General features: G+C 59.6%; 23 protein-coding genes. 6 read left to right on the top strand and 17 right to left on the bottom strand.

Annotation, left to right across the window (positions count from 1 at the left end; translation table 11 throughout):
- Window positions 1–96 precede the first annotated feature (96 nt).
- From SJY32_RS08245 to pyrC, 10 genes are all read right to left on the bottom strand, one after another.
- On the bottom strand, window positions 97–687 hold the full coding sequence (locus tag SJY32_RS08245; protein WP_376873742.1) for a CvpA family protein: 591 nt from the start codon (window positions 685–687) through the stop codon (window positions 97–99).
- Between the two features lie 37 nt (window positions 688–724).
- Entirely contained in the window at window positions 725–2,095 is a 1,371-nt protein-coding gene (gene radA, locus SJY32_RS08240; RefSeq protein WP_376873740.1) for a DNA repair protein RadA, read from the bottom strand.
- Window positions 2,096–2,153: 58 nt separating this feature from the next.
- Entirely contained in the window at window positions 2,154–2,639 is a 486-nt protein-coding gene (locus tag SJY32_RS08235; protein WP_376873738.1) for a paraquat-inducible protein A, read from the bottom strand.
- 48 nt (window positions 2,640–2,687) lie between these two features.
- On the bottom strand, window positions 2,688–3,488 hold the full coding sequence (locus tag SJY32_RS08230) for a DNA repair protein (RefSeq protein WP_376873736.1): 801 nt from the start codon (window positions 3,486–3,488) through the stop codon (window positions 2,688–2,690).
- A gap of 123 nt (window positions 3,489–3,611) precedes the next feature.
- A complete protein-coding gene (locus SJY32_RS08225; RefSeq protein ID WP_376873734.1) occupies window positions 3,612–4,358 on the bottom strand; it encodes an ABC transporter ATP-binding protein in 747 nt (248 codons plus the stop codon).
- A complete protein-coding gene (locus SJY32_RS08220) occupies window positions 4,355–5,167 on the bottom strand; it encodes an MlaE family ABC transporter permease (RefSeq protein WP_376873732.1) in 813 nt (270 codons plus the stop codon). Before SJY32_RS08220 ends, SJY32_RS08225 begins: the two co-directional genes overlap by 4 nt.
- Window positions 5,164–6,246 carry an alanine racemase gene (gene alr, locus SJY32_RS08215; RefSeq protein WP_376873730.1) on the bottom strand — a complete coding sequence of 361 codons (1,083 nt, stop codon included), beginning with the start codon at window positions 6,244–6,246 and terminating at the stop codon, window positions 5,164–5,166. The genes SJY32_RS08220 and alr overlap by 4 nt, the downstream gene beginning before the upstream one ends.
- Window positions 6,247–6,586: 340 nt before the next feature.
- The gene (locus SJY32_RS08210; RefSeq protein ID WP_376877644.1) at window positions 6,587–8,065 is read right to left on the bottom strand and encodes a replicative DNA helicase; all 1,479 of its coding nucleotides are present in this window, start codon (window positions 8,063–8,065) and stop codon (window positions 6,587–6,589) included.
- A gap of 424 nt (window positions 8,066–8,489) precedes the next feature.
- The gene (locus SJY32_RS08205) at window positions 8,490–9,170 is read right to left on the bottom strand and encodes an orotate phosphoribosyltransferase (protein WP_376873728.1); all 681 of its coding nucleotides are present in this window, start codon (window positions 9,168–9,170) and stop codon (window positions 8,490–8,492) included.
- A 102-nt stretch (window positions 9,171–9,272) separates the two neighbouring features.
- Entirely contained in the window at window positions 9,273–10,313 is a 1,041-nt protein-coding gene (gene pyrC, locus SJY32_RS08200; RefSeq protein ID WP_376873726.1) for a dihydroorotase, read from the bottom strand.
- Between pyrC and SJY32_RS08195 the strand changes: the two genes are divergently transcribed.
- Together SJY32_RS08195 and SJY32_RS08190 are read left to right on the top strand one after the other, a co-directional pair.
- Entirely contained in the window at window positions 10,297–10,878 is a 582-nt protein-coding gene (locus SJY32_RS08195; protein WP_376873724.1) for a hypothetical protein, read from the top strand. The genes pyrC and SJY32_RS08195 overlap by 17 nt on opposite strands.
- Before the next feature lie 327 nt (window positions 10,879–11,205).
- The gene (locus SJY32_RS08190) at window positions 11,206–11,430 is read left to right on the top strand and encodes a hypothetical protein (protein ID WP_376873722.1); all 225 of its coding nucleotides are present in this window, start codon (window positions 11,206–11,208) and stop codon (window positions 11,428–11,430) included.
- Window positions 11,431–11,562: 132 nt separating this feature from the next.
- Here the strand turns inward: SJY32_RS08190 and SJY32_RS08185 are convergent, their stop codons facing one another.
- From SJY32_RS08185 to SJY32_RS08170, 4 genes are all read right to left on the bottom strand, one after another.
- On the bottom strand, window positions 11,563–12,540 hold the full coding sequence (locus SJY32_RS08185; protein WP_376873720.1) for a phosphoadenosine phosphosulfate reductase: 978 nt from the start codon (window positions 12,538–12,540) through the stop codon (window positions 11,563–11,565).
- Between the two features lie 210 nt (window positions 12,541–12,750).
- The gene (locus SJY32_RS08180; RefSeq protein ID WP_376873718.1) at window positions 12,751–13,794 is read right to left on the bottom strand and encodes a glycosyltransferase family 2 protein; all 1,044 of its coding nucleotides are present in this window, start codon (window positions 13,792–13,794) and stop codon (window positions 12,751–12,753) included.
- A gap of 57 nt (window positions 13,795–13,851) precedes the next feature.
- Window positions 13,852–14,433 (bottom strand): DUF1190 domain-containing protein, encoded by a 582-nt coding sequence (locus SJY32_RS08175; protein WP_376873716.1) that lies wholly within the window; start codon window positions 14,431–14,433, stop codon window positions 13,852–13,854.
- Between the two features lie 52 nt (window positions 14,434–14,485).
- Window positions 14,486–15,712, bottom strand: a complete 1,227-nt coding sequence (locus SJY32_RS08170) for a glutathionylspermidine synthase family protein (protein WP_376873714.1) — start codon at window positions 15,710–15,712, stop codon at window positions 14,486–14,488.
- A 202-nt stretch (window positions 15,713–15,914) separates the two neighbouring features.
- On the opposite strand from SJY32_RS08170, the gene SJY32_RS08165 reads away from it, so the two are divergent.
- From SJY32_RS08165 to SJY32_RS08155, 3 genes are all read left to right on the top strand, one after another.
- The gene (locus SJY32_RS08165) at window positions 15,915–16,367 is read left to right on the top strand and encodes a PACE efflux transporter (protein ID WP_376873712.1); all 453 of its coding nucleotides are present in this window, start codon (window positions 15,915–15,917) and stop codon (window positions 16,365–16,367) included.
- 159 nt (window positions 16,368–16,526) lie between these two features.
- Window positions 16,527–17,798, top strand: a complete 1,272-nt coding sequence (locus SJY32_RS08160) for an SLC13 family permease (RefSeq protein ID WP_376873710.1) — start codon at window positions 16,527–16,529, stop codon at window positions 17,796–17,798.
- Between the two features lie 9 nt (window positions 17,799–17,807).
- Entirely contained in the window at window positions 17,808–18,383 is a 576-nt protein-coding gene (locus tag SJY32_RS08155; protein WP_376873708.1) for an SLC13 family permease, read from the top strand.
- A gap of 82 nt (window positions 18,384–18,465) precedes the next feature.
- On the opposite strand, the gene SJY32_RS08150 is transcribed toward SJY32_RS08155, so the two are convergent.
- On the bottom strand, window positions 18,466–19,818 hold the full coding sequence (locus tag SJY32_RS08150; RefSeq protein ID WP_376873706.1) for an esterase-like activity of phytase family protein: 1,353 nt from the start codon (window positions 19,816–19,818) through the stop codon (window positions 18,466–18,468).
- A gap of 277 nt (window positions 19,819–20,095) precedes the next feature.
- On the opposite strand from SJY32_RS08150, the gene SJY32_RS08145 reads away from it, so the two are divergent.
- Window positions 20,096–20,755 (top strand): class I SAM-dependent methyltransferase, encoded by a 660-nt coding sequence (locus SJY32_RS08145; protein ID WP_376873704.1) that lies wholly within the window; start codon window positions 20,096–20,098, stop codon window positions 20,753–20,755.
- A gap of 231 nt (window positions 20,756–20,986) precedes the next feature.
- On the opposite strand, the gene SJY32_RS08140 is transcribed toward SJY32_RS08145, so the two are convergent.
- The gene (locus SJY32_RS08140) at window positions 20,987–21,679 is read right to left on the bottom strand and encodes a methyl-accepting chemotaxis protein (protein ID WP_376873702.1); all 693 of its coding nucleotides are present in this window, start codon (window positions 21,677–21,679) and stop codon (window positions 20,987–20,989) included.
- Window positions 21,655–23,277: a HAMP domain-containing protein gene (locus SJY32_RS08135; RefSeq protein WP_376873700.1), complete on the bottom strand. Its 1,623-nt coding sequence runs from the start codon at window positions 23,275–23,277 to the stop codon at window positions 21,655–21,657. Before SJY32_RS08135 ends, SJY32_RS08140 begins: the two co-directional genes overlap by 25 nt.
- Window positions 23,278–23,432: the final 155 nt, after the last annotated feature.

Here is a 23,432-nt window from a genome sequence, read left to right as displayed (position 1 = left end):
CTGCGAGGCGCCCTCCCAGAGCGCCCAAACGAGAAAAGCCGCAACCCGAGGTCGCGGCTTTAACAAGGTTATGTATCGGACGCGGGCCCCTGCGCGTTAGTTTGCGCTAGCGGGGGCTGATACGGGCGTTGCCGGAGCTTCGCATTGCGAAATCAACTGCTCGTAACGCGCGACGATCCAGCCCGGTGCGTCGTCTGGCATGGTGCCCTCAACGCGGTCGCCCACGCGGGAAAATACTTTGGCCGAACGCGACGCATCCACCATCTCGACAGAATTGGCGCCAATCACCTGATCGTAGAGTGCAAAAGCCACCGCGATGATCAAAACACCGCGCACGACACCGAACAAGAACCCCAATCCCTGATCGATCGCCGAGAGCGCGGAGCGCGAAATGATCGATGAAAACAGCGGGGTGATGAGGCCCGCAATCACGAGCGCGATTGCAAACACTGCAGCAAATCCGCCAATGGTTCCCAATTCGCAGCTATCGCCGATCACTTTGTTGATCACTGGGATCTGCGCAATCAATGGGCGCGCCGCATCTGCGAACACAAAGCCGACAATTGCCGCCGCAACCCAGCCCAAGATCGAGAGTGCTTCGCGCACGAAACCGCGGCTGTAGGCGAGAATCGCGGAGATCACGATGACCCCTGCGACAATCGCGTCGATAATGGTGAAGCCGTCCATGCGTATCTCTCCCCGAGACGGGGCCGCACAACACGGATCACCCCGCGCCGAACATATCCCCAACAAAAGTCACGAGATCGGGCAATTTGGTAATGCCCATTCCCGGTCCGCCTTCGGCTTTTGTGCCATCGGGCGCGATTGCCCGTGAGAAACCAAGTTTTTCCGCTTCTTTCAACCTGTTTTCCGCCTGTCCCACGGGTCTAAGCGCCCCTGAGAGCGAAATTTCCCCGAAAATGACCATCTCGCGCGGCAAAGCGACATCTTCTCGGGCGGAAAGGAGTGCGGCGGCGAGGGCGAGATCGGCGGCGGGCTCCAAAACGCGCATCCCTCCGGCGACGTTCAAAAAGACATCGAGGCCCGTAAAGGGGATGCCGCACCGCGATTCCAAAACCGCGAGGATCGTCGAGACACGGCCCGAGTCGAGGCCGACGACTGTGCGGCGCGGAGAGGAGAGGGTGGAGGGCGCGACGAGAGCCTGGATTTCTGTCAAGACAGGCCGGGTACCCTCAATGCCCGCAAAGACGGCGGAGCCGGGCTGGGGCTGCGCACGTTCCGACAAGAAAAGTGCGGAAGGGTTCGCAACCTCCGACAAGCCACCGCCCGTCATTTCGAACACGCCAATCTCGGAGGCGGGCCCAAACCGGTTTTTCACCGCGCGCAGGATGCGGAACTGATGCCCCCGCTCGCCCTCGAAATAAAGGACCGTATCGACCATATGCTCGACCACGCGCGGCCCTGCGATCTGGCCCTCTTTGGTCACATGCCCAACCAAGACGACTGCCGTCCCGCGCGTTTTCGCAAAAGTCACCAATTCATGTGCACAGGTCCGCACCTGCGAGACCGAGCCGGGGGCGGCCTCCACCATATCAGCCCACATCGTTTGGATCGAATCGATGATCACCAGATCCGGGCTTTCCGCCTCCAGCGTGGTCAGGATATCGCGCAGGTTCGTCTCCGCGCCGAGCATCACAGGCGCATCTGCAAGCCCAAGGCGTTGGGCGCGCATGCGCACCTGCGCAGAGGCCTCCTCGCCGGAAATATACATAGATTTCAGCCCGCTGCGCGCAAAGCTCGCGGCCGCTTGCAGTAAAAGCGTTGATTTCCCGATGCCCGGATCGCCGCCAACCAAAATCGCCGACGCCGCCACCAGACCTCCGCCCAAGACGCGGTCCAACTCGGGCATACCCGATAGGGTGCGGGGCGGCGGGGCTTCCTCATGCGCCAGCGACGAGAGCGCGATGCGCTTGCCCTTATGCGCGCCGAGCGATTTTGAACCAGGACCCGCCGAAAGCGGCTTTTCCTCGACGATGGAGTTCCATTCCCCGCAGGCATCGCATTTGCCGCTCCATTTTTTATGGGCGGCGCCGCAAGCGGAACAGGTAAATGCTGAGGTAGGTGATTTTGCCATGATGCTTTGTGTAAGAACAAGAGGGGAACGTCAAGGGGCTTCCTGACGAGATCCGGCCCTACCGCGGGGCCATCGCGCGTTTGGCGACGCGCGAGAGGGACAGGGAGGCGAGCACGCAGCCCGTGAAAAGATAAAGGCCCCATCCCGTCTCGACCCGCCCGACGCCCGCACCTTTCGCGACAACAATATAAAGCGCGATCAGGAAGATATCGGCCATGGCGAGACGCCCGATCAGGGAGATCGCGGGCAAGAGCTTCGTCGAGCGGCGCCCGCTGAGCACCATCTCAAGTGCAAGGATTTTAGCGATCGGCGCGACTAACGCGAATAGGGCGATGACCAGTGCGAGGAAGGGATCGGCCTGCCAAACTGCGCCCACGCCCGACAAAACCGAAATCGCATCGAGATCAAAAAAGGGCAGCAGGCCCGCACGCAGCAAAGGCGCCGCCCATGCGACGGGAAAAGCCAGCAGCAGCATGAGGTTGAGCCCGCGCAGCACCGTCAGAGACCCACGATCAATGGGAAGCCTTGTGAGAAACTGCGGCATTGGGAACCTCCTGAGGCCAGCGGGGGGGATGCGTGGCTTAGGGATGGATCACTTTGTTGGCTTGGTCAATTGCACCACATTCGCCTCGCGCGGGTCTTCCAACTCGTAGCCGAGCGATGGCAAGACCGACTTCAGATCCCGTTCAAGCATTTGAAACTGCGAGGAGAGTCGGCGCTCATCTGCCTCAACATCGGTGAGCCAATTGCGGATTTCATCGCAGGCATATCGGGCGATGCGGATTTTGTCCTCGGTGGCTTGGGCTTCTTGCTGGCGTTGGGCCAGAAACGCCTTCGCGCGGGCAACCTTTTCGTCCGAATAGATTTTCGCGAGATCGCGCGATTGCAGGCTCATTTGGGCGGCGAGTTCCAGTAACTCCGCCTCCAGCGCGGCCAGATCCGGATGGCGGCGCATGTGGTTGAGCCGCTCGCGCATGGCATCAAATTCACCCGACAAGGTGAAGGCGCCTTTGCGATCTTCCTCATGGGCCAGCCGGTAAGCGCGCGCGACATCTTCCATGCCAATCTGGAACGAGCGATGCGATTTTTCCAAGCGCGCCACGCGCGCATGCGTCGGGAGATAGAGGGCGATCAGCAGCGTGAGCGCCGCGAAAATGGATTGCAGCCAGATGCCAGCGTGCTCGATCGTCGTGCCGCCAAAGCTTGCGTCAACCTCCAGCCATGGCGCGAGGCCGAGCAGCGCAAGCGCAACCGAACCACAGGTCACCAAGGCAAAACACGCCACCGCAACCGCGAGAAGGGGGCCGATGCTCTGATGGAATGCCTCCCAATAAGCCCTAAACTCATGCGACCGCACAGGCGTATCGCGAAACGCTTTATTCAAATCACTCATGAAACCATCCCCCAGAACGGTATAGGCAGGGTCCCGCCTATTCACCCTAAATGCAAGGAAGTTGTGCGGAAACACTCTGTTTCACACCATAAAAGCGCCCAAAGGCCACATGAGCGAGTGGGGTTAGCGCAGGGCCTCGATCGGGCCTTCGGCACGACCGTGGATGAATTGTTGGATGTAAGGGTCTGAAGTTGTGTCTAAATCCGCTATCGGGCCCGTCCAGCGGACTTTCCCTGCGTGCAACATCGCGACATTGTCGGAAATTGCGCGAACGGAGGACATATCGTGGGTGATGGTCATCGCGGTTGCGCCCATCTCGGAAACAATCTCGCGGATTAGCTCGTTGATCACGCCCGACATGATCGGATCGAGGCCCGTTGTGGGCTCATCGAAGAAGATGATTTCAGGTTCCGCGGCGATGGCGCGGGCCAAGCTCACGCGCTTTTGCATGCCGCCCGAGAGCTCTGCTGGAAACTGATCGGCCACTTGCGGGCCAAGCCCGACACGGCGCAGCTTTTCAATGGCAATCTCGCGGGCTTGCTCTTTGGGGAGCTTCTTGGGGCCGCGCATGAGACGGAACGCAACATTTTGCCAAATCGACAGGCTGTCAAACAGCGCACCACCTTGGAACAGCATCCCGAATTTTGCCAAAAACGCCTCGCGCGAGACTTTGGTGACGTCCTCGCCCGCCACCTTGATCACGCCGTGGTCGGGCGTGACAAGGCCAAGGATGCATTTCAGCAAAACCGACTTCCCCGTGCCGGAGCCCCCGATGATGACCATCGATGTGCCCTTGGGAATGGTTAGATCAACGCCGCGCAAAACGGAGTTGGAGCCGAATGTCTTTTGAACGCCGGAAAGCTCGATCATGCGGAGAAGAACACCTCTGTCAGCAGGTAGTTTGCGGCCAAGATCATCACCGATGCCGCAACCACAGCGGATTTCGTTGCGCGGCCAACACCTTGTGCGCCGCGACCCGAATTCATTCCGGCGTAGCAGCCCATTAGGGCGATAATGAAACCAAAGACCGCGCCTTTAACGAGGCCGGAGCCAACATCCCATGCCTCCAAGAAGTCATAGGTTGTCTTCAGGTAAGCGGCGGAGTTGAAATCGAGGCGGTTCACGCCGATAAGCCAGCCGCCCATGATCCCGATGGTGTCCCCCACCGCGACGAGCACAGGAACGGTCACGGTCGCCGCCAGAACACGCGGCACGGTCAGGTATTTGATCGGATTGGTCGACAAAGTTGTCAGCGCGTCGATCTGCTCGGTAACTTTCATCGTGCCGATTTCAGCCGCGATGGACGACGCCACGCGCGCCGCAACCATCAAGCCGCCCAAAACGGGCCCAAGTTCGCGTGCCATGCCGATGGCCACGATCGACGGCACAACGGATTCCGCCGAGAAGCGCGCGCCCCCCGCGTAGATTTGCAACGCCAAAGCCGCGCCTGTGAAGAAGGATGTCAGGCCAACGACGGGGAGCGAGAGCCAACCGATCTGGACGCAGGCCGCGAAGAACTCACGCCCGTAAAACGGCGGACGGACGATATGCGACACGGTTTCGCCTGCGAATTTGGCAAAACGGCCCGTGGCCGCCAAACCGCCCAAGACGGGACGGCCAATCCCCGCCAAAAAGCCGGAGATCAACCCGGCTGGTTTTGACCCTTGCGAGCTGCTCATGCGCCCGAAACTCCATTGCTGCGCGGATCGGTGGGAAGTCCGCCTTGATAGTGGCGCGCGTAACGCTGGCCCAGTGAGGTCAGAACCTCATATCCGATTGTGCCGGTGACATCGGCCAGATCATCGACGCCCTGATGCGGCCCCAACAAATCGAGCGATTTGGGAACCTCGTCGAGATGCGTGATGTCGACCGTGATGAGATCCATCGACACGCGACCAACAATCGGGCAGGGAATATCGCCCGCCCAGAGCGTGCCTTTTGACGATAGGTGCCGCGTGATCCCGTCGGCATAGCCTGCGGCGACGGTTGCGGTGCGGCTGTCGATCTCGGCTTCCCATGTGTTTGAATAGCCGACCGTTTCGCCTGCGGAAACCTGATTGGTCTGGATTACCGGCAAGCTAAGCTGCACGACAGGGCGGGCCTCCTCAAACGGTAGACCGCCGTAGAGGCCGATGCCGGGGCGGGTTACGTCGAAATGGTATTCGGGGCCGAGCAAAATGCCGCCCGTGGCCGAGAGCGAGCGCGGGAATCCCAAGCCGTCGGTCATATATTTGAACGCATCCAATTGCTGGCGGTTCATATCGTGATCGGGGTCATCGGCACAGGCGAGGTGGCTCATGATCAAGCGCGGATTGGCGCTTAAAATCAGGGGTGCGACAGCCTCCCATTCGGGCAAACCCATCCCGAGCCGGTTCATCCCGCTGTTGAGCTGGATCCCGAAAGGCGCATTTTGCAGCGCTTCAAAATGGCGCGTGACCTGATCAAGCGAGTTCAGCATCGGAATGAGACGCAGATCGTTGATCATATCGGTATCGCCCGCCATATGGCCGGAGAACACATGGATATCAACGCCGTCACCGAGCGTTTGGCGCAGCTGCGCGCCTTCTTCTGTGGCGGCGACGAAAAACTTTCGGACCCCCGCCCGCGCAAGCGCGAGCGCAACGCGGTCAGCCCCCAGACCGTAAGCGTTGGCCTTAACGACCGCGCCGGTTTGGGTGGAGCGTGAGGAACATGCGTCCAAGGCACGCCAATTGGCGAGGACAGCGTCGAGATCAATACGGAGCGATGAAGTAGCCATAGCGGTCGTTTTGACAGCCACGCGCGCGGCGTCAAGAGAAATACGCGGTCGAGCAGGGGCAAAGGCGGAAACTTGCGGGGAAGTGATCGCGCGGAGGAGGCTTTGTGCTTGGGCAGGTCTCGTTGGTGCCGCGGGCCAAAAATGAGCGGCGGGACGCAGGCGGATCGCCGGATATGCCGAGATTGCCATGGAAGGGGGCGACCGGTCGCGTTTGATCGGGCGGGGCGCTTGTGGCTTTCAAGATGCTTAGACTAGGGCGCGCGACGTGAGGGCGCGCGCCATTGATCTTTCCGTGCAATCTTTCCGTGCGCTTTTTTAAGGCGTGTAAAAGCCAGCGGCGTTAGAAGCCGTCGCTGCCGTCGCCTTGCCAAGGTTTCACCAGATCCGAGAAGCGCGTGAAGCGGCCCTCAAACGCCAGCTCGACCGTGCCGATCGGGCCGTGACGTTGCTTGCCGATGATGACCTCCGCCTTGCCGTGGACCTGCTCCATGACCTGCTGCCACGTCGCCATTTTATCCAGTTCGTGATCCCCCGGCTTTTCGCGCTCCTTATAATATTCGTCCCGGTAGACGAACATCACGACATCGGCGTCTTGCTCAATCGATCCCGATTCCCGAAGATCGGAGAGTTGGGGGCGTTTGTCTTCGCGGCTTTCCACATTCCGCGACAGCTGCGAAAGCGCCACGACGGGAATTTGCAGCTCTTTCGCGATGGCCTTGAGCCCCATCGAGATTTCGCCGATCTCTTGCACGCGGTTATCGCCGCGCCCCGAGCCGCGCAAAAGCTGCAAGTAGTCGACCATCACAACATCCAGCCCATGCGTCCGTTTGAGGCGGCGACACCGTGCAGCGACCTGACTGATCGGCAGCGCGGGCGTGTCGTCGATGTAAAGCGGGCAGGTTTCCAATGTTTTGGCGGCCTCAACAAAGCGGCGGAATTCGGCCTCGGTCATGTCGCCGCGCCGGATTTGCTCGGAGGGCACCTCGGACGCCTCGGACAGAACCCGCGCCGCCAATTGTTCCGAGGACATCTCCAGCGAGAAGAAGCCGACAACCCCGCCCTCGATCGCGCCTTCCGAGCCATCGGGACGAAGGCCCTTTTTATAGGCTTTGGCAATGTTGAAGGCGATATTGGTCGCCAGGGTCGTCTTCCCCATCGAGGGGCGACCGGCGAGGATCAAAAGGTCGGAGGGATGTAGCCCGCCGAGCTTTTTATCGAGGTCTTTCAAGCCCGTAGAAACGCCTGCCAGCCCACCATCACGTTGATAGGCGGCATTTGCGTTAACGACAGCCTCGGTCACTGCGGTGAGGAATGACACGAAGCCTTTTTCGGTTTTGCCCGTCTCGACCATTTCATAGAGGCGCGATTCCGCCTTCACGATCATCTCGTCGGGGGCATAGGCGACATCGAAGGTTTTGGCCTCTGACGCAATATCGAGGCCCAGCTCGATCAGCGACCGGCGCAGCGCCATATCATGGATCATCTGTGCGTAATCTTTTGCCGCGTGCGCAGAGATCGCCGCACCCGCAAGCCGCGCGAGATACGCAGGCCCGCCCAATTCGCGCAGGCCCTCATCCTCCTCAAGATAGGTCTTCAACGTGACGGGGGACGCGAGCATGTTCTTCTGGATTTTCGCCACTGCTGTCTCGAAAATCCGTTTGTGCACCGGCTCGTAGAAGTGATCCGCCTTTACCGTGGCGGCGATGCGATCGTAGATGTCATTGTTGGTCAGCAAGGCGCCCAGAAGTTGCTGTTCGGCCTCGATATTGCACGGCACGGCGTCCATCGACATTGTGACGGGGGGCGTGATGTCACCCATGGCTGTCCGCACGGGCGTCATCGCGCCGCCGGAATCTTGCGCGTCTTGGTGGCGGGAATCGGGCGTCATATGGTCGTCCATGCGGTATCTGCCTTTATGGGTCCTGCGCTTGTCCTGCGCGGTTCGGCGTCGCCGTTTGGCGAGCGGTCTGTCATGCGTCGTAGCGGCAGTCTTACCTGATCGAGAGGGGAAAAGGCTATCGGGATAACTATGTGGATAACGCGCCTTTGGTCCGTTGCCGCCCTACTACCTTTGGTAGCTTGTGTGCATTTGCCCACTTTATCAGGTGGGCGGTTGTGTGAAAACCGCCGTGTAGGCGATTCCCGTTCACATTTGCCCACATGCCGCCCACAGTGTTATCCACAAAAAAACATGCGGCGCGACCTGCATCGCGCCGCATGTTCAAAAATCCGCCGAGAGGGGATCAGTCCTTCTTATGGGCGTTTTGCCACGGGCGGGGATTGGTGAGGAAAACCTCCACCTCATCCAGCGTCTCTTTGTCAAAGCTTCCCTGTGCGCGGGCCTCGGCCAGCACATCCCACCACGTGCACAGATAATGCAGTTGCACGCCGTGTTTATCCAGCGTCGGGACGGTTTCGGGGAAGATGCCGTAGTAGAAGATCACCGCCGTATGCGCGCAGGTCGCGCCTGTCTCGCGGATCGCGTCGACGAAGGAGAGTTTCGATCCCCCATCTGTCGTGAGATCCTCAACGAGCAAAACGCGCTCGCCCTCGCTCATCGCGCCCTCAATCCGTGCGTTGCGCCCGTACCCTTTCGGCTTTTTGCGCACATAGGTCATCGGCAGGGCGAGGCGCTCCGCGACCATTGCCGCGAAGGGGATGCCGGCTGTTTCGCCGCCCGCAATATTGTCGAACGCCTCAAACCCTGCGTCGCGCATTACGGTGATCGACAGGAAATCCATCAAGGTCGACCGGATGCGCGGGTAGGAGATCAGCTTGCGGCAGTCGATATAGGTGGGCGAGGGCAGGCCGGACGCCAGTGTGAAAGGCTCGGCCGCGTTGAAATGCACGGCTTTGATTTCCAAAAGCATCCGCGCGGTGAGGCGGGCGATTTCGTCGCGGGTGGGGTAGGAACTGGGGATCATCGTCTTTTCCTTCTCAAGGGCCGAGCGCGCCCCGCTTTGCCTTGAGCACGGTCGCCGTTCGTGATCAAGGCAGCGCGGGTGAGGCGGGCGCGATTTTTAAAGTCAGGGTTGAACGTGCCAATACACGGGGAAGCCGGGGTCGAAGACGGTCACGGGGCCGGCCTCTGTCATGATTTTGTCGGGCCATTGCGCGGCTTCATCAGTTTTCACCAATGTCATCTGCGCGGTGTTTTCAGGCAGGCGGTAGAACGCGGGGCCGTTTTGCGACGCAAATTTCGCGAGCTCATCGAGCTTGCCTTGCGCATCGAACACATGGGCGAGGAGTTGCATCGTGTTCGTCGCGGTGAAACATCCCGCGCACCCGCAGGCATGTTCTTTGAGGTGATCGGCATGGGGGGCGCTATCGGTGCCAAGGAAGAAACGCGCATCGCCAGAGGTCGCGGCCTCGACGAGGGCAAGGCGGTGTTCTTCGCGCTTGGCCACCGGCAGGCAATAATAATGCGGTTTGATGCCGCCCACGAGGATGTGGTTACGGTTGATGATCAGGTGATGCGTGGTGATCGTGGCGGCCAAAGTGTCCCCGCCCGATCGCGCATAGTCGACGCCTTGTTTTGTGGTGATATGTTCCATCACCACGCGCAGATCTGGCGTTTTGCGGCGGATCGGATCGAGGATCGTCTCGATAAACACCGCCTCGCGGTCGAAGATATCAACCTCCGGCGTTGTGACTTCGCCGTGCATGCACAGCGGCATGCCGATCTCTGCCATTGTCTCGAACACAGCGCGGACTTTGTCGAAGTCGCGCACGCCGCCGTGGGAATTCGTCGTCGCGCCCGCCGGATAGAGTTTGACGGACTTCACCAGCCCCGTGGCATGGGCGGCGGCGACATCGGCGGGGTCGGTGTCTTCCGTCAGGTAGAGCACCATCAGCGGATCAAACTGCGCGCCCTCGGGCAGGGCCGCCAAAATACGCTCGCGGTACGCCATCGCATCCGCCGCCGTCACGACCGGGGGGACGAGGTTTGGCATGATGATCGCGCGGGCGAAATGGCGCGTGGTTTCGGGCAAAACACCTTGCATCATCGCGCCATCGCGCAGGTGCAGGTGCCAATCATCGGGGCGGGGGATGGTGATCTGGGTCATGCAGATGGGTTACACCCTCGCGCAGATCCTTTCCAGTAAATTTGCCCCTCGCTGGCCTGCTTTATGCGCCCTTTGTCCCGCATCGTCTTATGAGGGCTTTCACGCGCTCGTGACGCGCTCGCGGCATCGCGCCATTGCGCGGGGCGATGGTGCGCTGCAAATATGGGGCCTAACGGCGCGGCGCGGCGGGCGGGCGATTGTGCCCCCCAATGAGGTGCCAAGCGCCGCAACCATGCGGGCAAAACGGGCAGGTAAGACAATGCGAATGAATGTGGCGATGATGCTGGCGGGGGTTATCGGGCTGTCTGCGTGCAATGATCCGGGGTTGCGGGCGGCCTCGGGTGTTGTTGCGGTGGAGGCCAACGAGGTCGCGCAATGCCGCTTTTTGACGAATATCTCGGTGGAACCGCCGCTATACGGGCCGTTCGCAGGGCAGGGCACGCGGTATGCGCGCAATCAGGTTCTGGACGAAGCCAAGCGCTCGGGCGGCAACCGTGTCGTATTTGAGCGCGTCGAGCCGGGGGTGCCTGCGCTGCAGATCCGGGCGCGGGCCTATGCGTGCTGACAAAAGCGGGCGGATCGGCAGGGTTTGATCTCTCGGGTTTAATCGCACCCGTTTAATCGCACCCGTTTAATAGCGCGGGCGCGATGATCTGATCGGCCGATTGATCCGATTGGCGTGCATCGAATGAGGCGGATGCGTTTGGGGGCGGGGCAGGAAACTGTCGCCGCCCTTTATCGTGAAAGTTTTAAAACTGCCTAAATGCTGCGCTGCAAAATATGCATAGCCGCAATGCGGCATTGTCAGTGGTTACGTCACCTATCCTGTCCTATGTTGATCTCAACAGGGGAAAGACAGCCCCACCCAACATCCTCATCTGGAGAGATTGACATGGCATCCGTATCCTACACAGCTTCCAATACCGCTTCGGGCAATTCGTTCTGGGCAAGCCTCAAAAGCGCAATCGTTGTCGGCCTCGATATCTACATGACGCGCCACAGCCGCACCCGCGAGATCGAGCGTTTGAACGCATTGTCGGACGAGAAGCTTGCAGAGCTCGGCGTAAAGCGTGACGATATCGTCTACCACGTCTTCCGCGATCAGTTTTACATCTGATCGATAAGATAGCGGCTTTAGGTCGTATGAGACATGAAAAAGGCGCGGCGCTTCGGCGGCCGCGCTTTTTCATGCGCCGATGATAACTATGGGCGATGTCTCGGATGGCGTTGTCTTGGCGAGCTCCGCGCGTCAGGCCGTTTCACGAAGCGGTGGCAAAACGAGTCCATCCTTGGCCAACTGTTCCTCCAACTCCGCCAGTCGACTGCGGAAGCGGGGCCCGTTCAGGCGCTCAACAACGTTACGGCATAAGATCGCCGCCAGAAGCGGGCGGCCTTTCTGGTCGAGAACGGCCGTCAAACCACGCAAATATCGCGGGGCATTGCGGCGGGCGCGGTAGAGCTTCCAAAAGGTCAGCGCGTCGAACGTGCCCGCGCAAGCTGCCTCAAGGCAGGGTGTCAAAACATCCATCTCGGTCAAGATCTGTTCGATTCGCGGTCCGAGATACGGGCAAGATAATTTGGTGACGTAGGGCCGCGTGAACAGCGCGGCATGCATCGCGTCCATGGTCTGCGAGGGGTCGAACACGACAAAACCTTGCCCCGCTCCCTCTAGCATATCGGGTGCGAAGCCATAGCGATCCGCGAAAGACGTGCGGCGTTGATCGAGAAAACGCTGATCCCAGCCCGCAATTTGCGGATCAAGGGTTGCTTGCGGTTGGACGGCGATGACCGTCGCACCCGGCGCGGTGACCGAAAATGCCGCCGCCGCATACCCGCAAGCGCCCGCGCCGTAAAACACGACCCGCTCAAAATCCTCAAAGAAGGCATCATCTACGAGGCGATCAAAATAGGCATAGACCGCGGGATCGCGGAACCAGGTGTCGCCGTCGCAAATCAGGGTGAGCGACGACCATCCGTGCGGTTTTGTCAGGCCAAAAGCCATCGGCAACTGATCGGGATTGGTGCCACGGATATCTTCCGCCCGCTCAAATGTGACGAGCAAGGTTGTGCCTTGATCAGAGAAAAACGCGCCGTGGCGTTGGCCTAAGGGCTCGTAATATCCGGCGTCATCGCCGATCAGCTCCAAACTATCCCACCATGCCAATTCGTTTGCGTCACGCTCCGGCGCAGCATCGGCGGCGTTGGGGGCGGGCTTGGTCATTGGCATGTCGTCCTCCGTCGGCTTCGTCAGGTCACGTGCCGCGGAGAGCTCCGCTCGCATGGCTGATTTTGAAATTATATCTTCCCCAATCTGGGCAGAAATGTGCAGTCGACAAGATATTCCTAAGATTTATCTTTTTATCTCGCATCAATCCCGCGGATGGGCGTTCAGTGTTGCGTGATCGACGACAATCGCGCGGCGCATCGCACAAACCGTCTAGATATCCGCCGCGCGCGCTAGCAGGCCGTACTGCATCATCTGTCGTGCCGCATGGGGCGACAGAGGTTGCGAAGGCGGGCACAGTAGCAAGCGGCCGAATAATGCGCGGAACGGCTCCTCCAACATCAGCGCCTCGAACCGTGATCGCCGCCAGTCCACGGCGACCGCGTGGAGATCGCGCAAGACCGGATCGCCCCTCAATTCGGCGCGAAGGGGGGCGGCCAACTCGGTCATGCGATGGATGGTCGTATCCTGTTGTGCGCAGAAATTCCGTTCAACCCAATAGGACATATCGAACGTCGAGGCTGACCGATTGGCCCGCCCGCGATCGCATTTGAGGATATAGCTTTGCATCGCGCCGAGGGCATAATGGTTCAGCTGTGCGATCTGGTAGTTGTCCCGCCCGAAATCGGAGAAAATACGCGACGTCAAGAATGGCCCGTCGAGGGCGCGACCTGACCCGTCAAACCAACGGGCATTGGCCAATTTATCCCGATCGGGCGAGCGGGGGCGATGGACGCCGAGCTTGCGATATGTCCCATCGTTCCGAAACAGCGTTTTGAACAAAGCCGCTCGCCATGGCCAACCCATCTCCTTTGGCGCCGCGAGAGTGAACTGCGCGGTGATGGGGGTATCGGCCATCTCGATCACGCCCGCATTCCCGAAAAGCCGCCATGTCAGGGGAATCGCCGTGGCGTCGGGCAGGGCCTCAAAGAGCGCAGGCAGGCGACCATCGCCGGCGTGAATATTGACGAATTCGTCGATATCGCAGACTAAAATCCAATCCGCTTGCGCCACCAGATCGTGCTTGTCCGCCGCTTTCAACGCGCACCACTGCGGGCCTTCCTCAAACGGGCCACTTTGGCGGATGTGCGTGAGCCACCCCAATGTTTGGAGCCGGTCCAGCATCGCATCGGTGCCATCCGTGCAATCGTTGGAGAACACGAGAAAATCCGTGAACCCGATCGCACGATGATGCGCCAGCCATTCGATCAGGAACGGCGCTTCATTCTTGACGGTGAGGACGGCGAGAATACGCATGGTATTAGTCCTGACAGCTTGCCGCGGTGAACTCAAGCGGGCGCGCGCAGGGCGAGGTTAACCGCCAAAACCGGTGCGGGTGCCGCCCGCCTTCCCGAATCCGCCGCGCGAGGCGGCCGTGGCTTTCGTCATGGGGGCTTTGCCTGCCGTGGCAGCGGGGCGCGTGAACTGGGACGCGCCCAGTTTCGCCGCGCCGCTATTGCTCGAATAGGTGCTGGTGCGGGCGGCATTGGTAAATTTACCATCGGGCGTCTTGTAGAGGGGCTGCGCGCCCGCCATCCCGCTCCGCCCGCCGAGCATATTACCGATCAGGTAGCCTGCGAGCAAAGGCATGAAGATGCTGCCCGATCCGCCCTGCTGCGCGGCCGCTTCAGTGCCGCATGCGCCCTCACCATGCTGTTCTTCGCACACTTCGACACTGTCATAGCGCGGCGCGGCTTCGACATGGAGGGTTTCGGCCTCCGCGAAGGACGTGCGGCAATCCTCAACGGAGAATAGCCCACCCTTTGAAGCCGCCTCTGTGCAGCTTTTCAGATCGGGAAAGGCTTGCGCATCCACCTGTTCCTCTTGGCAGCCCGCAAGTGTGAAAGCAGCGGCGCCGAGGATCGCGATCGCAACCCGTTTGGAGCGTTTTGTCATGACGGTTCTACCTTGTGGTTGGGTGGTTCGTTTGAAATTCACGGCCTGATCGCTAGGCTTTGATGTAGTGCGGTTTGAAACGCGACAGATCCTGCGTGATCCGCGATTTGTCCTCGCGGATCCCGATGCCCGCACAGCTATCGCCCACGATCCATGCGCCGATCACGGGCCGGAAACCGTCGAATTCGGGTAAGGGGGCATAGGCTTGGATAACACGCGGATAATCGGAATATTCGGAGTTTTTGGCCTGTTCCAGAAGGGCGCCGTCCTTGAAGATATCCACCGATGCGCCCTCGCGCGACAAGATCGGTTTGCGGACGTAGCCTGCGTTGAGCTGGGCCTCGGCGCGAGAGAACGACTGCACGACATCTTGCGCGACCGGCCCATCTTGCGTCATTCCGCCGCCGAGATCGGCCTCGAAAAACGCGGGCAGGAGGTTCGGGTGCCCCTCGAACATCTGCCACAAAACCGGCAGCAGGCCCTTGTTGGACACCACAGCCTTCCATGCCGGTTCAAGCATCAGGCAATTGGAATCCCGGATGTATTTTGCATAATCATCCCGAAGTAAATCTTCCCACGGGTAGAGTTTGAACAAAACGCCCATGACGCGGTCTTTATCGTCGAGGAACTGCCCCTCATCGCTGATCGCGATGCTTTCAAGATCGCAATAATGCGCGCCCAGCCCAGCCTCGCGGGCGGCCCAACCGAGAGCCTCGACCGTTCCGTAATCCTCGGGATTTCCGGCAACGGCGGTAAAGTGGAGCTGGCTTTTGGGGGCGAACACGGCGCGGAACCGCGCGGCGAGCGCCTCGTGAATGCCGTTGAATTGATCCGACCCGTGCGGCAAGACGCCCGCGCCGACCTGATCTTCAAGCCACTGCCACTGAAATGCGGCGCTCTCATAGAGCGATGTCGGCGTATCAGCGTTGTATTCCAATAGCTTGGCGGGCGATCGCCCATCATAGGCGAAATCGAACCGCCCGTAGATTTCGGGGTCCTGACGTTGCCAGCTTTCCAAAACCAGATCGCGATGCGCATCGGGAATTGCCAAACGGTCGAGCAGGGCTTCGCTTTTGACGATGTGATCCACCGCTTCACGGCACATGTCGTGCAATTCAGTTGCGGGATCTTCAAGGTCGGTTTCGATTTGCTCAAGGCTGAATTCGTATGCCGAGCTTTCATCCCAATAGGGCTCACCGTGCATATCAGCAAAGGTAAAACCGACCTCTTTGGCATACGCGCGCCAATTTGGGCGCTCGGGTAGCGCGATTTTGTGCATCCATCCTCCTCAAGCCGCAATCTGCAGCCTCCGGCAAAGGGTTTAATCGGTTTTTACGTTGGTTTCCAGTGGCGGATTGCCGCGCGGGCGGGGGCTTTTGCTTGTGCCAGGCAATTTCGTCGCCTACGCTCCCGCATCGTTAAATCATTGTTTCGCTTGCCTGTAAAAACAACGACTCTTTGGCAGAAAGACCAGACATTCCATGCGCACGACCGCCGACCGTATCCGACAGGCTTTAAGTTTTGAAATTCTCGGGTTGATCATTGTGACGCCGCTGTTCGCGGTTTTATTCAAACATCCGATGTCGGATATGGGTGTGGTGGTTCTCGTCGGCGCAACGGCCGCGACCTTTTGGAACTACGCCTACAACCTCCTGTTTGATAAAGCGATGCTACGTTGGCGGGGAGATTTGCGCAAAACTGTCCCGCTGCGGATCGTCCATGCGGTGCTTTTTGAGGTCATCTTGCTTCTGATGCTGCTTCCGTTTTTCGCGTGGTGGCTGGCAATCCCGATCCTTGACGCCTTGATGATGGATATCGCGTTTGCCCTCTTTTATATGGGATACGCCTTTGTCTTCACATGGTTATACGAGTTGATCTTCCCACAGGCGGCCCCTGTCACGGACAAGGAAACGGACAAGGCGCAGCATGTTTGACGCCATCTGAACGGGGCTTGGCAGCCCCCGTCATGCGCCCTCCCGGGACGTTAGCGTCGCGCGGCAAGTGATTGTTTTGATTAATTTCCTACCGCTTAGGTCTTTTGCGCGCTACATTTGAGGTGTTCGGGCGCGATGTCCGGAAGGATTGGGGGGCGCATGGCGTATTTCGACGAGCAAACGCAGATGTTTGTACTGTTTACAATGATCTTTGTCCTGCTTGTGTGGGGCAAAATCCGGTACGATCTGGTCGCGTTCGGGGCGCTCATCCTTGCCGCCGCATTGGGGTTGGTGCCGTCCGAAGACGTGTTCTCGGGATTTGGCCATTCTGCTGTCGCGATTATTGCGTTGGTGCTGATTGTCTCGCGCGGCTTGTCCTCGTCGGGGGCGGTTGAATTGGTTGCGGCGCGCATCGTGAAACCTGATCGCCCCTTGCCGCTGCATATCGCGATGATCGGTGGGGTCGGGGCGGTGCTCTCCGCAATCATTAACAATGTCGCGGCGCTGGCGTTGTTGATGCCGTTGGATATTGAGGCCGCCAACAAGGCCAAACGCGTCGCAGGGCAAAGCTTGATGCCTTTGTCCTTTGCGACGATCCTCGGCGGGATGGTGACCCTGATCGGCACGCCGCCCAACATCGTAATTTCCGAGTACCGGCAGGATGTTTTGGGCGCACCCTTCGGCATGTTCGATTTCACGCCGGTCGGTTTGACGGTCGCGGTGGCGGGCATTGCGTTCGTATCGCTGATTGGGTGGCGTTTGCTGCCCGATCGTGCGGGAAGCGCGCAAGAGGGGCAGGAAATTCGGCAAGGGCGCTATGTCGCTGAGCTTAAAGTGGGCGAGCTAAAGCGCCCCGGTTCCTCCAAGGACGCTTCGAAAGACTCCGCTAAGGCGGAGGAGTCGGCGGACGCGAAAAACACGAAAGAGCCAGAGGATATCCGTGTCGCGCAGCTTTATTCGGTGGCCGATGAGGTCGATGTCCATATCCTCGGCCTGATCCGCGACGGCAAGCGTCGCCCCGGTTTCGCGAGTAAAGAGATCTTGCGGGCGGGCGATTTCCTTGTCGTTGAGGGCGAGCCGAAGGCCATCGAGGCGTTCATGGGCAAGACGGCGCTGGAATTTGCGGGATCGGAAAAGCATGAAGGCGGCGTGATGGCAAAGGGCCTGACCCTGCAAGAGGCGATCGTCCCCGATACGGCGCGGATTTCGGGACGCACAGCGCGCAGTTTGGGCTTGCTGCACAGGCATTCTGTCACACTGCTCGGGGTTGCGCGCGAGGGGCACAGATTTCGCGATCGCGTGCGGCTTTTACCCATTCGCGCGGGCGATGTTTTGTTGTTGCTCGGTACGCCTGAGCGTGTTGCGAACGTGGTCGAATGGCTGGGCGTTTTGCCCATCGAGGGGCGCAGGACGGAGGTCATCCAACGTTGAAAAGCAGGAATGTCGATCGGGATTTTTCTGGCCGCAGTTGCGCTTGCGGTGGCCGGATTGATGCCGCTTGCGGTGTCTTTGGGGATCGCGGTGATAGCCTTTGTCGCATTGGGCCTTGTGAGCGGGCGCGAAGTTTACACCTCGATCGAGTGGAAGGTCATCGTTTTGCTCGCCTGTCTGATCCCGCTTGCGGAAGCGTTCGAACGCACGGGGGGGGCGGATTTGATCGCTCAGCAAATTCTGGCGGTGACCCAAGGCAGCGCACCTTGGGTGACATTGGTCGTCTTGATGGCCGTGACGATGACGATGTCGGATTTTTTGAATAATGTGGCCACCACGCTGATCGCCGCGCCGATTTCGCTGTCGATTGCGACGGCGCTGGATGCCAACCCGGACACGTTTTTGATGGCGGTCGCGGTTGCGGCTTCTTGCGCGTTTTTGACCCCGATCGGGCATAAAAACAACACGATTATCTTGGGGCCGGGCGGATATCGTTTCGCGGATTACTGGCGGATGGGGCTTCCGCTGGAGTTGCTCGTCATCGCGGTGTCGGTGCCTGCACTGCTCTTTTTCTGGCCGCTCTAAATAGAGTTCCCGTCACCGCCGATGACTTACGTCAGGCCGCGCATCTGCGCGCGGCCTGACGCCTTGTCGGGTTTGCCGAAGGTTATTGGGCGTTCAAAAGCTCTGGCACCGAGAGCAAGATGAATTCGTTATTCGCAGCGACCCCCGGAACGCGCCCGCCGGAGAAGGGCAGGTTGTTATCATTGGCAACCATAATATGCGTCTCGTCGACCCGCGCGACATCTTCGATTGTGAAGAACGGGAAGGTGAAATTCCCCTCCGCTGGCGTCATTCCTTCACGAGCGACGCCGTCCGGATCTTGAATATCGAGCAAGTCGATATGGGCGATGCGGCGCAATGTGCCATCCTCGGCAGGGTTTTGCGTGTCGATCAAGACGATGTTCTTGACCTTCGCGGGGATCGGATAGCAAGCGGATGTATCTTGCGCGCCCTCAGCGCAAGCATTGGCCAGATCGCCTTCACCATTGTCGCGCTCAATAACAAGCGCCCGTGTGGCATCAATGAAGTTGAAATCGCCAATCGCCGTCGCGCCTTGCGACAGCGTGAACTTGTAGCTCTCGCCCGTCCACGCCTTTGCCTGCGTATCAAACGTCATGACACGCAAATAGTCCCCCTCGGTCTCGCCGCCTTCGACCAAAAGCGGCTTTTCGAGCATCGCCCAAAGCAGCGCGCTCTCGGGTTGTAACGCCATACCCTCATATCCGCCCGAACGCTGAACGCGGAAATCCTTGCCCGCTTCGGCCGGAACACGCACAGATGCCGTATCCGGACCCGTGAGAACTTCGCCGTCAAGCTTGGTTTCAATCACCCCGAGCACGCGGCCATCCATCGCGACATGGATCAAATAGGGGCCGAATTCCTCGCCGATCCAGATCTCGCCATCGACCAGCTGGATGCTTTCGGGGTCGAAATCGGCACCGGTCAGGTAGCGCGTATCGGTCGCCTCATTCGCGATGCGGAAGGGAATTTTTTGGTCAGGATCGTGCAAAAAAACCGTCTCGTTCACCGCGACAGTACCCGTTTCGAAATCAATCTTCATACGGTGAAAAAACAACATCGCATCGGGGCTGTTGACCTTCGATCCAAAGCCATTGTCCGTCAGAACGAGCCAATTGCCATCCGCATCGCGGTTCATCGCGAAACCCGACATCCCTTGCAGGGGCTGCCCGATAAACGGCATTGCTATGCCTGTGTCATGGGCGCCGTAAGAGTTGCCCGTGTTTCCCATCACGCTCAAGGGTTGGACGTTGCGGGCCGCGCCGGTGAATTTCCCCGAGATCCAGAGATCTTGCGGGGCGTCTTTCGGCGGCGCAACAAGCGAGAGGGCGGGCAGATAAGCGTGACCCTTCAACGTGGCGGGCAGCGTGTCCTCCGCATATGCGCCGGTGGCGGCAAAAATCGCGCAGGTCGCGAGGAGGGGGCGGTTTAAAAGCATCGGATATCTCCATTTCCAAGTCCGGTCACCGTTACGCCCAACATATGACGGGCAGATCACGCGCGGGTGGCAATCGCGTAAGGGTTTGTTGACGAACCCGATGGCGGTGAGGGGGCGGCGACGCCTCTAAGAAGGGCGCCCAGTCACGCGCCCAGTCACGCGCCCGGCAGGCCCGCGAACGACAGATTCGCGAGCGCAGTCTGGGGCGCAGGGGACTGCGAGGCTTGACACTTCGCAACGCGCGGCCCATCTGGCGCTACCCGCGTTGAGGTCAGACATGCATCAATCTCCATACGAAGCTCCCGATTTTTATACCGACGCGATCGCTGCCGGTCGGCACCGCGATATCGTGGGGGGGCGTTGGGATGAGACGGGGCGCGCGCAGATGGCCGCTTTGTTGGCGGCGGGTTTGGCGCCGGATCATCACCTTCTTGATATCGGGGCGGGGTCTTTGCGGCTGGGGCATAGGGTGGTGCCCTATCTGGCGCAGGGGCATTATTGGGCAACCGATGCGTCTCGTGCGTTGATGATGGCGGGATATCGCCTCGAGCTGGAAGATGCATCGCGTCTCAACCCGAGGCAGTTGATCCAAGATGCTCGTTTCGAGTTTCCGCGTATCTCGTTGGCAATCACCCATGCGATTGCCTTCGCCGTGTTCCCGCATTTGCCAATGGCGTACCTGCGGCGCGCGTTCGTTAATCTTGGGAAGTTTGAGGCTTTGGAGCAGTTCCTCTTTACGGTGTTTCTTGCCCCGAACGCCGAGTTGGGCGCGCGCCCTTATCGTCAACCCGATGGCGTCGTCACCCACGACATCCGCGCGCCGTATCACATGCTGGAAAGCGATGTGCATCACCTTGCGCAGGGCTGGGACGTGACCCGCATGGACCAAATTCTGCCGCGCGGACAGGTTTTGTTCGTCGCGCGCCCGGTGCGCTGAGGCCCGCAGGAGAGGGAGGACCTTTTGATGCCTCTCGCCCGCGCGTCGGCGTCACATCGGTGACGGAATGGTCGGCCAAGGCCTCACCGCGAAGGCCACATTGGAATATTTTGACGGTAGATGCGCCGTTAGACCCGCGCTGACATTTTGCCAAAGTGGGGAACTCGCGGAGGGCTTTGTCCTGCACATCCCGTTGTTCCGTTTGAGAGTGCGGGCCCACCCCACGCGAAATTAGGCCGCGTCCTGATCATCTTCCTCCTCCCATGCGCTTTCCTTGATTTGGAATTGCGCAACTAGATCGGACAATCCTTCCGCCTGTTGATCGAGGGTCATGCACGAAGCGGTCGTCTCCTCGAAGGATGCTGCATTTTGCTGCTGTACGCGGTCGAGTTGCGAGACCGCCGTGTTGATTTCGGAAATACCCATCGCCTGTTCGTCGGCAGAGGCGGCGATATCTCCGACATGCCGTGCAATGACGCCGATTGATTGCAAGATCCCGTCCAAGGCTTCGCCAGTGCGTCCGACAAGTGCGACGCCATTGAGGACTTGCGAGCTTGAATGGGAAATCAATTCGTCGATCTCGCGCGCAGCGGCGGAGGATCGTTGCGACAGATCCCGCACTTCGGACGCAACGACAGCGAAGCCTCGCCCAGCTTCCCCCGCCCGAGCGGCCTCGACACCCGCATTCAAGGCTAGCAAATTCGTCTGGAATGCGATGGTGTCGATCACGTCAATGATCTTCGCAATCCGCTCGGAGGAGGATTTGATCTCCTCCATCGCGGTGACGGTTTCGCGCACGACGCTCGTCGTTGAATTGGCTTTGCGCGATGTTTCACGGACGATCTCGTCAGTGCTGCGCGAGATTGTGGCCGCGGATTTCACCGAGACGGTTAGCTCGTTCAGCGCCGCGGCCGTTTCCTCCAATGTGGCGGCATTTTGTTCGGCCTGCCGCGACAGATCAGTGGTGGAGCGGCTGATTTCTTGGGTTCCGCTCGCGATTTCCTTGGTCGCGATGCTGATCGACGAGACAAGCTCGACGAGGTGGTGGACCGTGTTGTTGAAATCGACACGGAGCGGTTCATAGGCGGGGGGAAGCCTGTCGCGATTGCAACGTCGAGGTCACCCTTGGCGACACCGCGTAGGCCTTTGGCGAGGCTTTCAATGACGTCTGAAAGCTCTGCCGCGCGGCGGTCGTTTTCGGCTTCCTGCTCGCGGCGGAGCGCTTCGCGGTCTTCCTGCTCTTTGAGTTCGCGCGCGTGATCGGCGGCGCGGCGTGCTTCGCGTTCCTGACGGGCGCGCGCTTCCTCGGCGTTTTGGCTTTCTCGGGCGGCTTCCGCTGCTTCGCGCAGCAAGACCTGCTCGGCCTCCATCTCGTCTTTCTCGATCAGGTTTTCACGCAGAGTCGATACTGATTTCGCCATCGCACCCATCTCGTCGCGGCGTTGGGTATCGGGCAGCGAAATATTATAATTACGTGCAGCGAGTGCGTTGATCGCGCCCAGCATCTGGAGAAGAGGCCGTTTCACCACGCGCATCGTGGCGAGATAAAGCGCCCCGATTACCAGCAGAAGGATCGTCAAGCCGGCGATGACGGAAGTCACAAATTCGGCATAGACTGGCGCGTCGAAGACTTCGTCGGGCACATCGAGAATTGTTGCCCATGTCCGGCTCATTCCGTCGACGGTGAAAGGGTAGACGATGCGGGTTCGCTCGTCGCCAAATCCGGTGATGACGCGCGGCTCACCATCCGCGAGTGCGAGGCGCACCTGGTCCTCGCCAAGGTCGCTGTAGGGCTTGGCCAATTGCGCAGCATCGGGATTGGCGGCCCATTTGCCTGCGTTGTCGACAAGCATCATCTGCCCGCCTTCGAATGTTTCGATCTCCGCCATCAGCGCGACCATATTCGCCAAGGTGATGTCCACCCCTGCTAGCGCGACGATCTCGCCTTTGTGCCGCACCGGGATGGAGATCGACGTCATCATAATGCCTTCGCTGGTCATGTAAGGCTCGGTCGCGAGGCTCTGCCCCGTCTTGAGTGGCACCGCATACCATTCCTGATCCAACGCGATATCAAACGATGTGAAGTCCACGTCGTCTGTCTCGTTTCGGGTCCAATAGGGCGTGAAAACACCCGCAGCATTGTTGCCCTCTTGGCCTGCGAGAAGGCCGTTGAGCACATTGTTTTCTAAGCCTGACATCCACGCGGAATAGATATTCTTATACTTTAACGTCACATGCTCGAGCATCTGGATAACGCCAGATTTTGTCGGTGTTTCCGTCTCCATATATCCTTCGAGCACACCGCTGAGCGCGGCGCTGGCGGCGATCGCTTCGGTCATTTGCAGGCCAACTTGACTGGCCGCCCAGCTCGACTGTTGCTCCGCAACGGCCATGGTTTGCTCATAAACGCGGGTTTGGGTGCGCCATGCGCTGAAGCCCGTGTAAGTCATCATAATCAAAGTGATTGCGACCCCAGCCGCAAGGATAAGCTTACCGGAAACACTGTTGTAATATGACTTCATAGCATTCGCCCTCGGGATGTCGTTGATTGATCCTTCGCACAAGGGAACGAACAATTCGTAAATTTTCCCAAGCCTCGCGATGCCTCGCCCAAATTGCGCAGTGTTCGAAAGGCGGCTGGGGGTGGATCACGCCTTCTGACAAATGCGTCAAGTTC

Origin of the sequence: Albirhodobacter sp. R86504, from assembly GCF_042466415.1 — a bacterium.
Classification (GTDB): Bacteria; Pseudomonadota; Alphaproteobacteria; order Rhodobacterales; family Rhodobacteraceae; genus Albirhodobacter.
This window is presented reverse-complemented; position numbering and strand designations above follow the sequence as displayed.

Bases quoted from the DNA above. Each gene is read 5' to 3' on its own strand.
- SJY32_RS08245 (WP_376873742.1), bottom strand. From the start codon at position 687: ATGGACGGCTTCACCATTATCGACGCGATTGTCGCAGGGGTCATCGTG.
- radA (WP_376873740.1), bottom strand. From the start codon at position 2,095: ATGGCAAAATCACCTACCTCAGCATTTACCTGTTCCGCTTGCGGCGCC.
- SJY32_RS08235 (WP_376873738.1), bottom strand. From the start codon at position 2,639: ATGCCGCAGTTTCTCACAAGGCTTCCCATTGATCGTGGGTCTCTGACG.
- SJY32_RS08230 (WP_376873736.1), bottom strand. From the start codon at position 3,488: ATGAGTGATTTGAATAAAGCGTTTCGCGATACGCCTGTGCGGTCGCAT.
- SJY32_RS08225 (WP_376873734.1), bottom strand. From the start codon at position 4,358: ATGATCGAGCTTTCCGGCGTTCAAAAGACATTCGGCTCCAACTCCGTT.
- SJY32_RS08220 (WP_376873732.1), bottom strand. From the start codon at position 5,167: ATGAGCAGCTCGCAAGGGTCAAAACCAGCCGGGTTGATCTCCGGCTTT.
- alr (WP_376873730.1), bottom strand. From the start codon at position 6,246: ATGGCTACTTCATCGCTCCGTATTGATCTCGACGCTGTCCTCGCCAAT.
- SJY32_RS08210 (WP_376877644.1), bottom strand. From the start codon at position 8,065: ATGGGTGACATCACGCCCCCCGTCACAATGTCGATGGACGCCGTGCCG.
- SJY32_RS08205 (WP_376873728.1), bottom strand. From the start codon at position 9,170: ATGATCCCCAGTTCCTACCCCACCCGCGACGAAATCGCCCGCCTCACC.
- SJY32_RS08195 (WP_376873724.1), top strand. From the start codon at position 10,297: ATGGTGATCTGGGTCATGCAGATGGGTTACACCCTCGCGCAGATCCTT.
- pyrC (WP_376873726.1), bottom strand. From the start codon at position 10,313: ATGACCCAGATCACCATCCCCCGCCCCGATGATTGGCACCTGCACCTG.
- SJY32_RS08190 (WP_376873722.1), top strand. From the start codon at position 11,206: ATGGCATCCGTATCCTACACAGCTTCCAATACCGCTTCGGGCAATTCG.
- SJY32_RS08185 (WP_376873720.1), bottom strand. From the start codon at position 12,540: ATGCCAATGACCAAGCCCGCCCCCAACGCCGCCGATGCTGCGCCGGAG.
- SJY32_RS08180 (WP_376873718.1), bottom strand. From the start codon at position 13,794: ATGCGTATTCTCGCCGTCCTCACCGTCAAGAATGAAGCGCCGTTCCTG.
- SJY32_RS08175 (WP_376873716.1), bottom strand. From the start codon at position 14,433: ATGACAAAACGCTCCAAACGGGTTGCGATCGCGATCCTCGGCGCCGCT.
- SJY32_RS08170 (WP_376873714.1), bottom strand. From the start codon at position 15,712: ATGCACAAAATCGCGCTACCCGAGCGCCCAAATTGGCGCGCGTATGCC.
- SJY32_RS08165 (WP_376873712.1), top strand. From the start codon at position 15,915: ATGCGCACGACCGCCGACCGTATCCGACAGGCTTTAAGTTTTGAAATT.
- SJY32_RS08160 (WP_376873710.1), top strand. From the start codon at position 16,527: ATGGCGTATTTCGACGAGCAAACGCAGATGTTTGTACTGTTTACAATG.
- SJY32_RS08155 (WP_376873708.1), top strand. From the start codon at position 17,808: ATGTCGATCGGGATTTTTCTGGCCGCAGTTGCGCTTGCGGTGGCCGGA.
- SJY32_RS08150 (WP_376873706.1), bottom strand. From the start codon at position 19,818: ATGCTTTTAAACCGCCCCCTCCTCGCGACCTGCGCGATTTTTGCCGCC.
- SJY32_RS08145 (WP_376873704.1), top strand. From the start codon at position 20,096: ATGCATCAATCTCCATACGAAGCTCCCGATTTTTATACCGACGCGATC.
- SJY32_RS08135 (WP_376873700.1), bottom strand. From the start codon at position 23,277: ATGAAGTCATATTACAACAGTGTTTCCGGTAAGCTTATCCTTGCGGCT.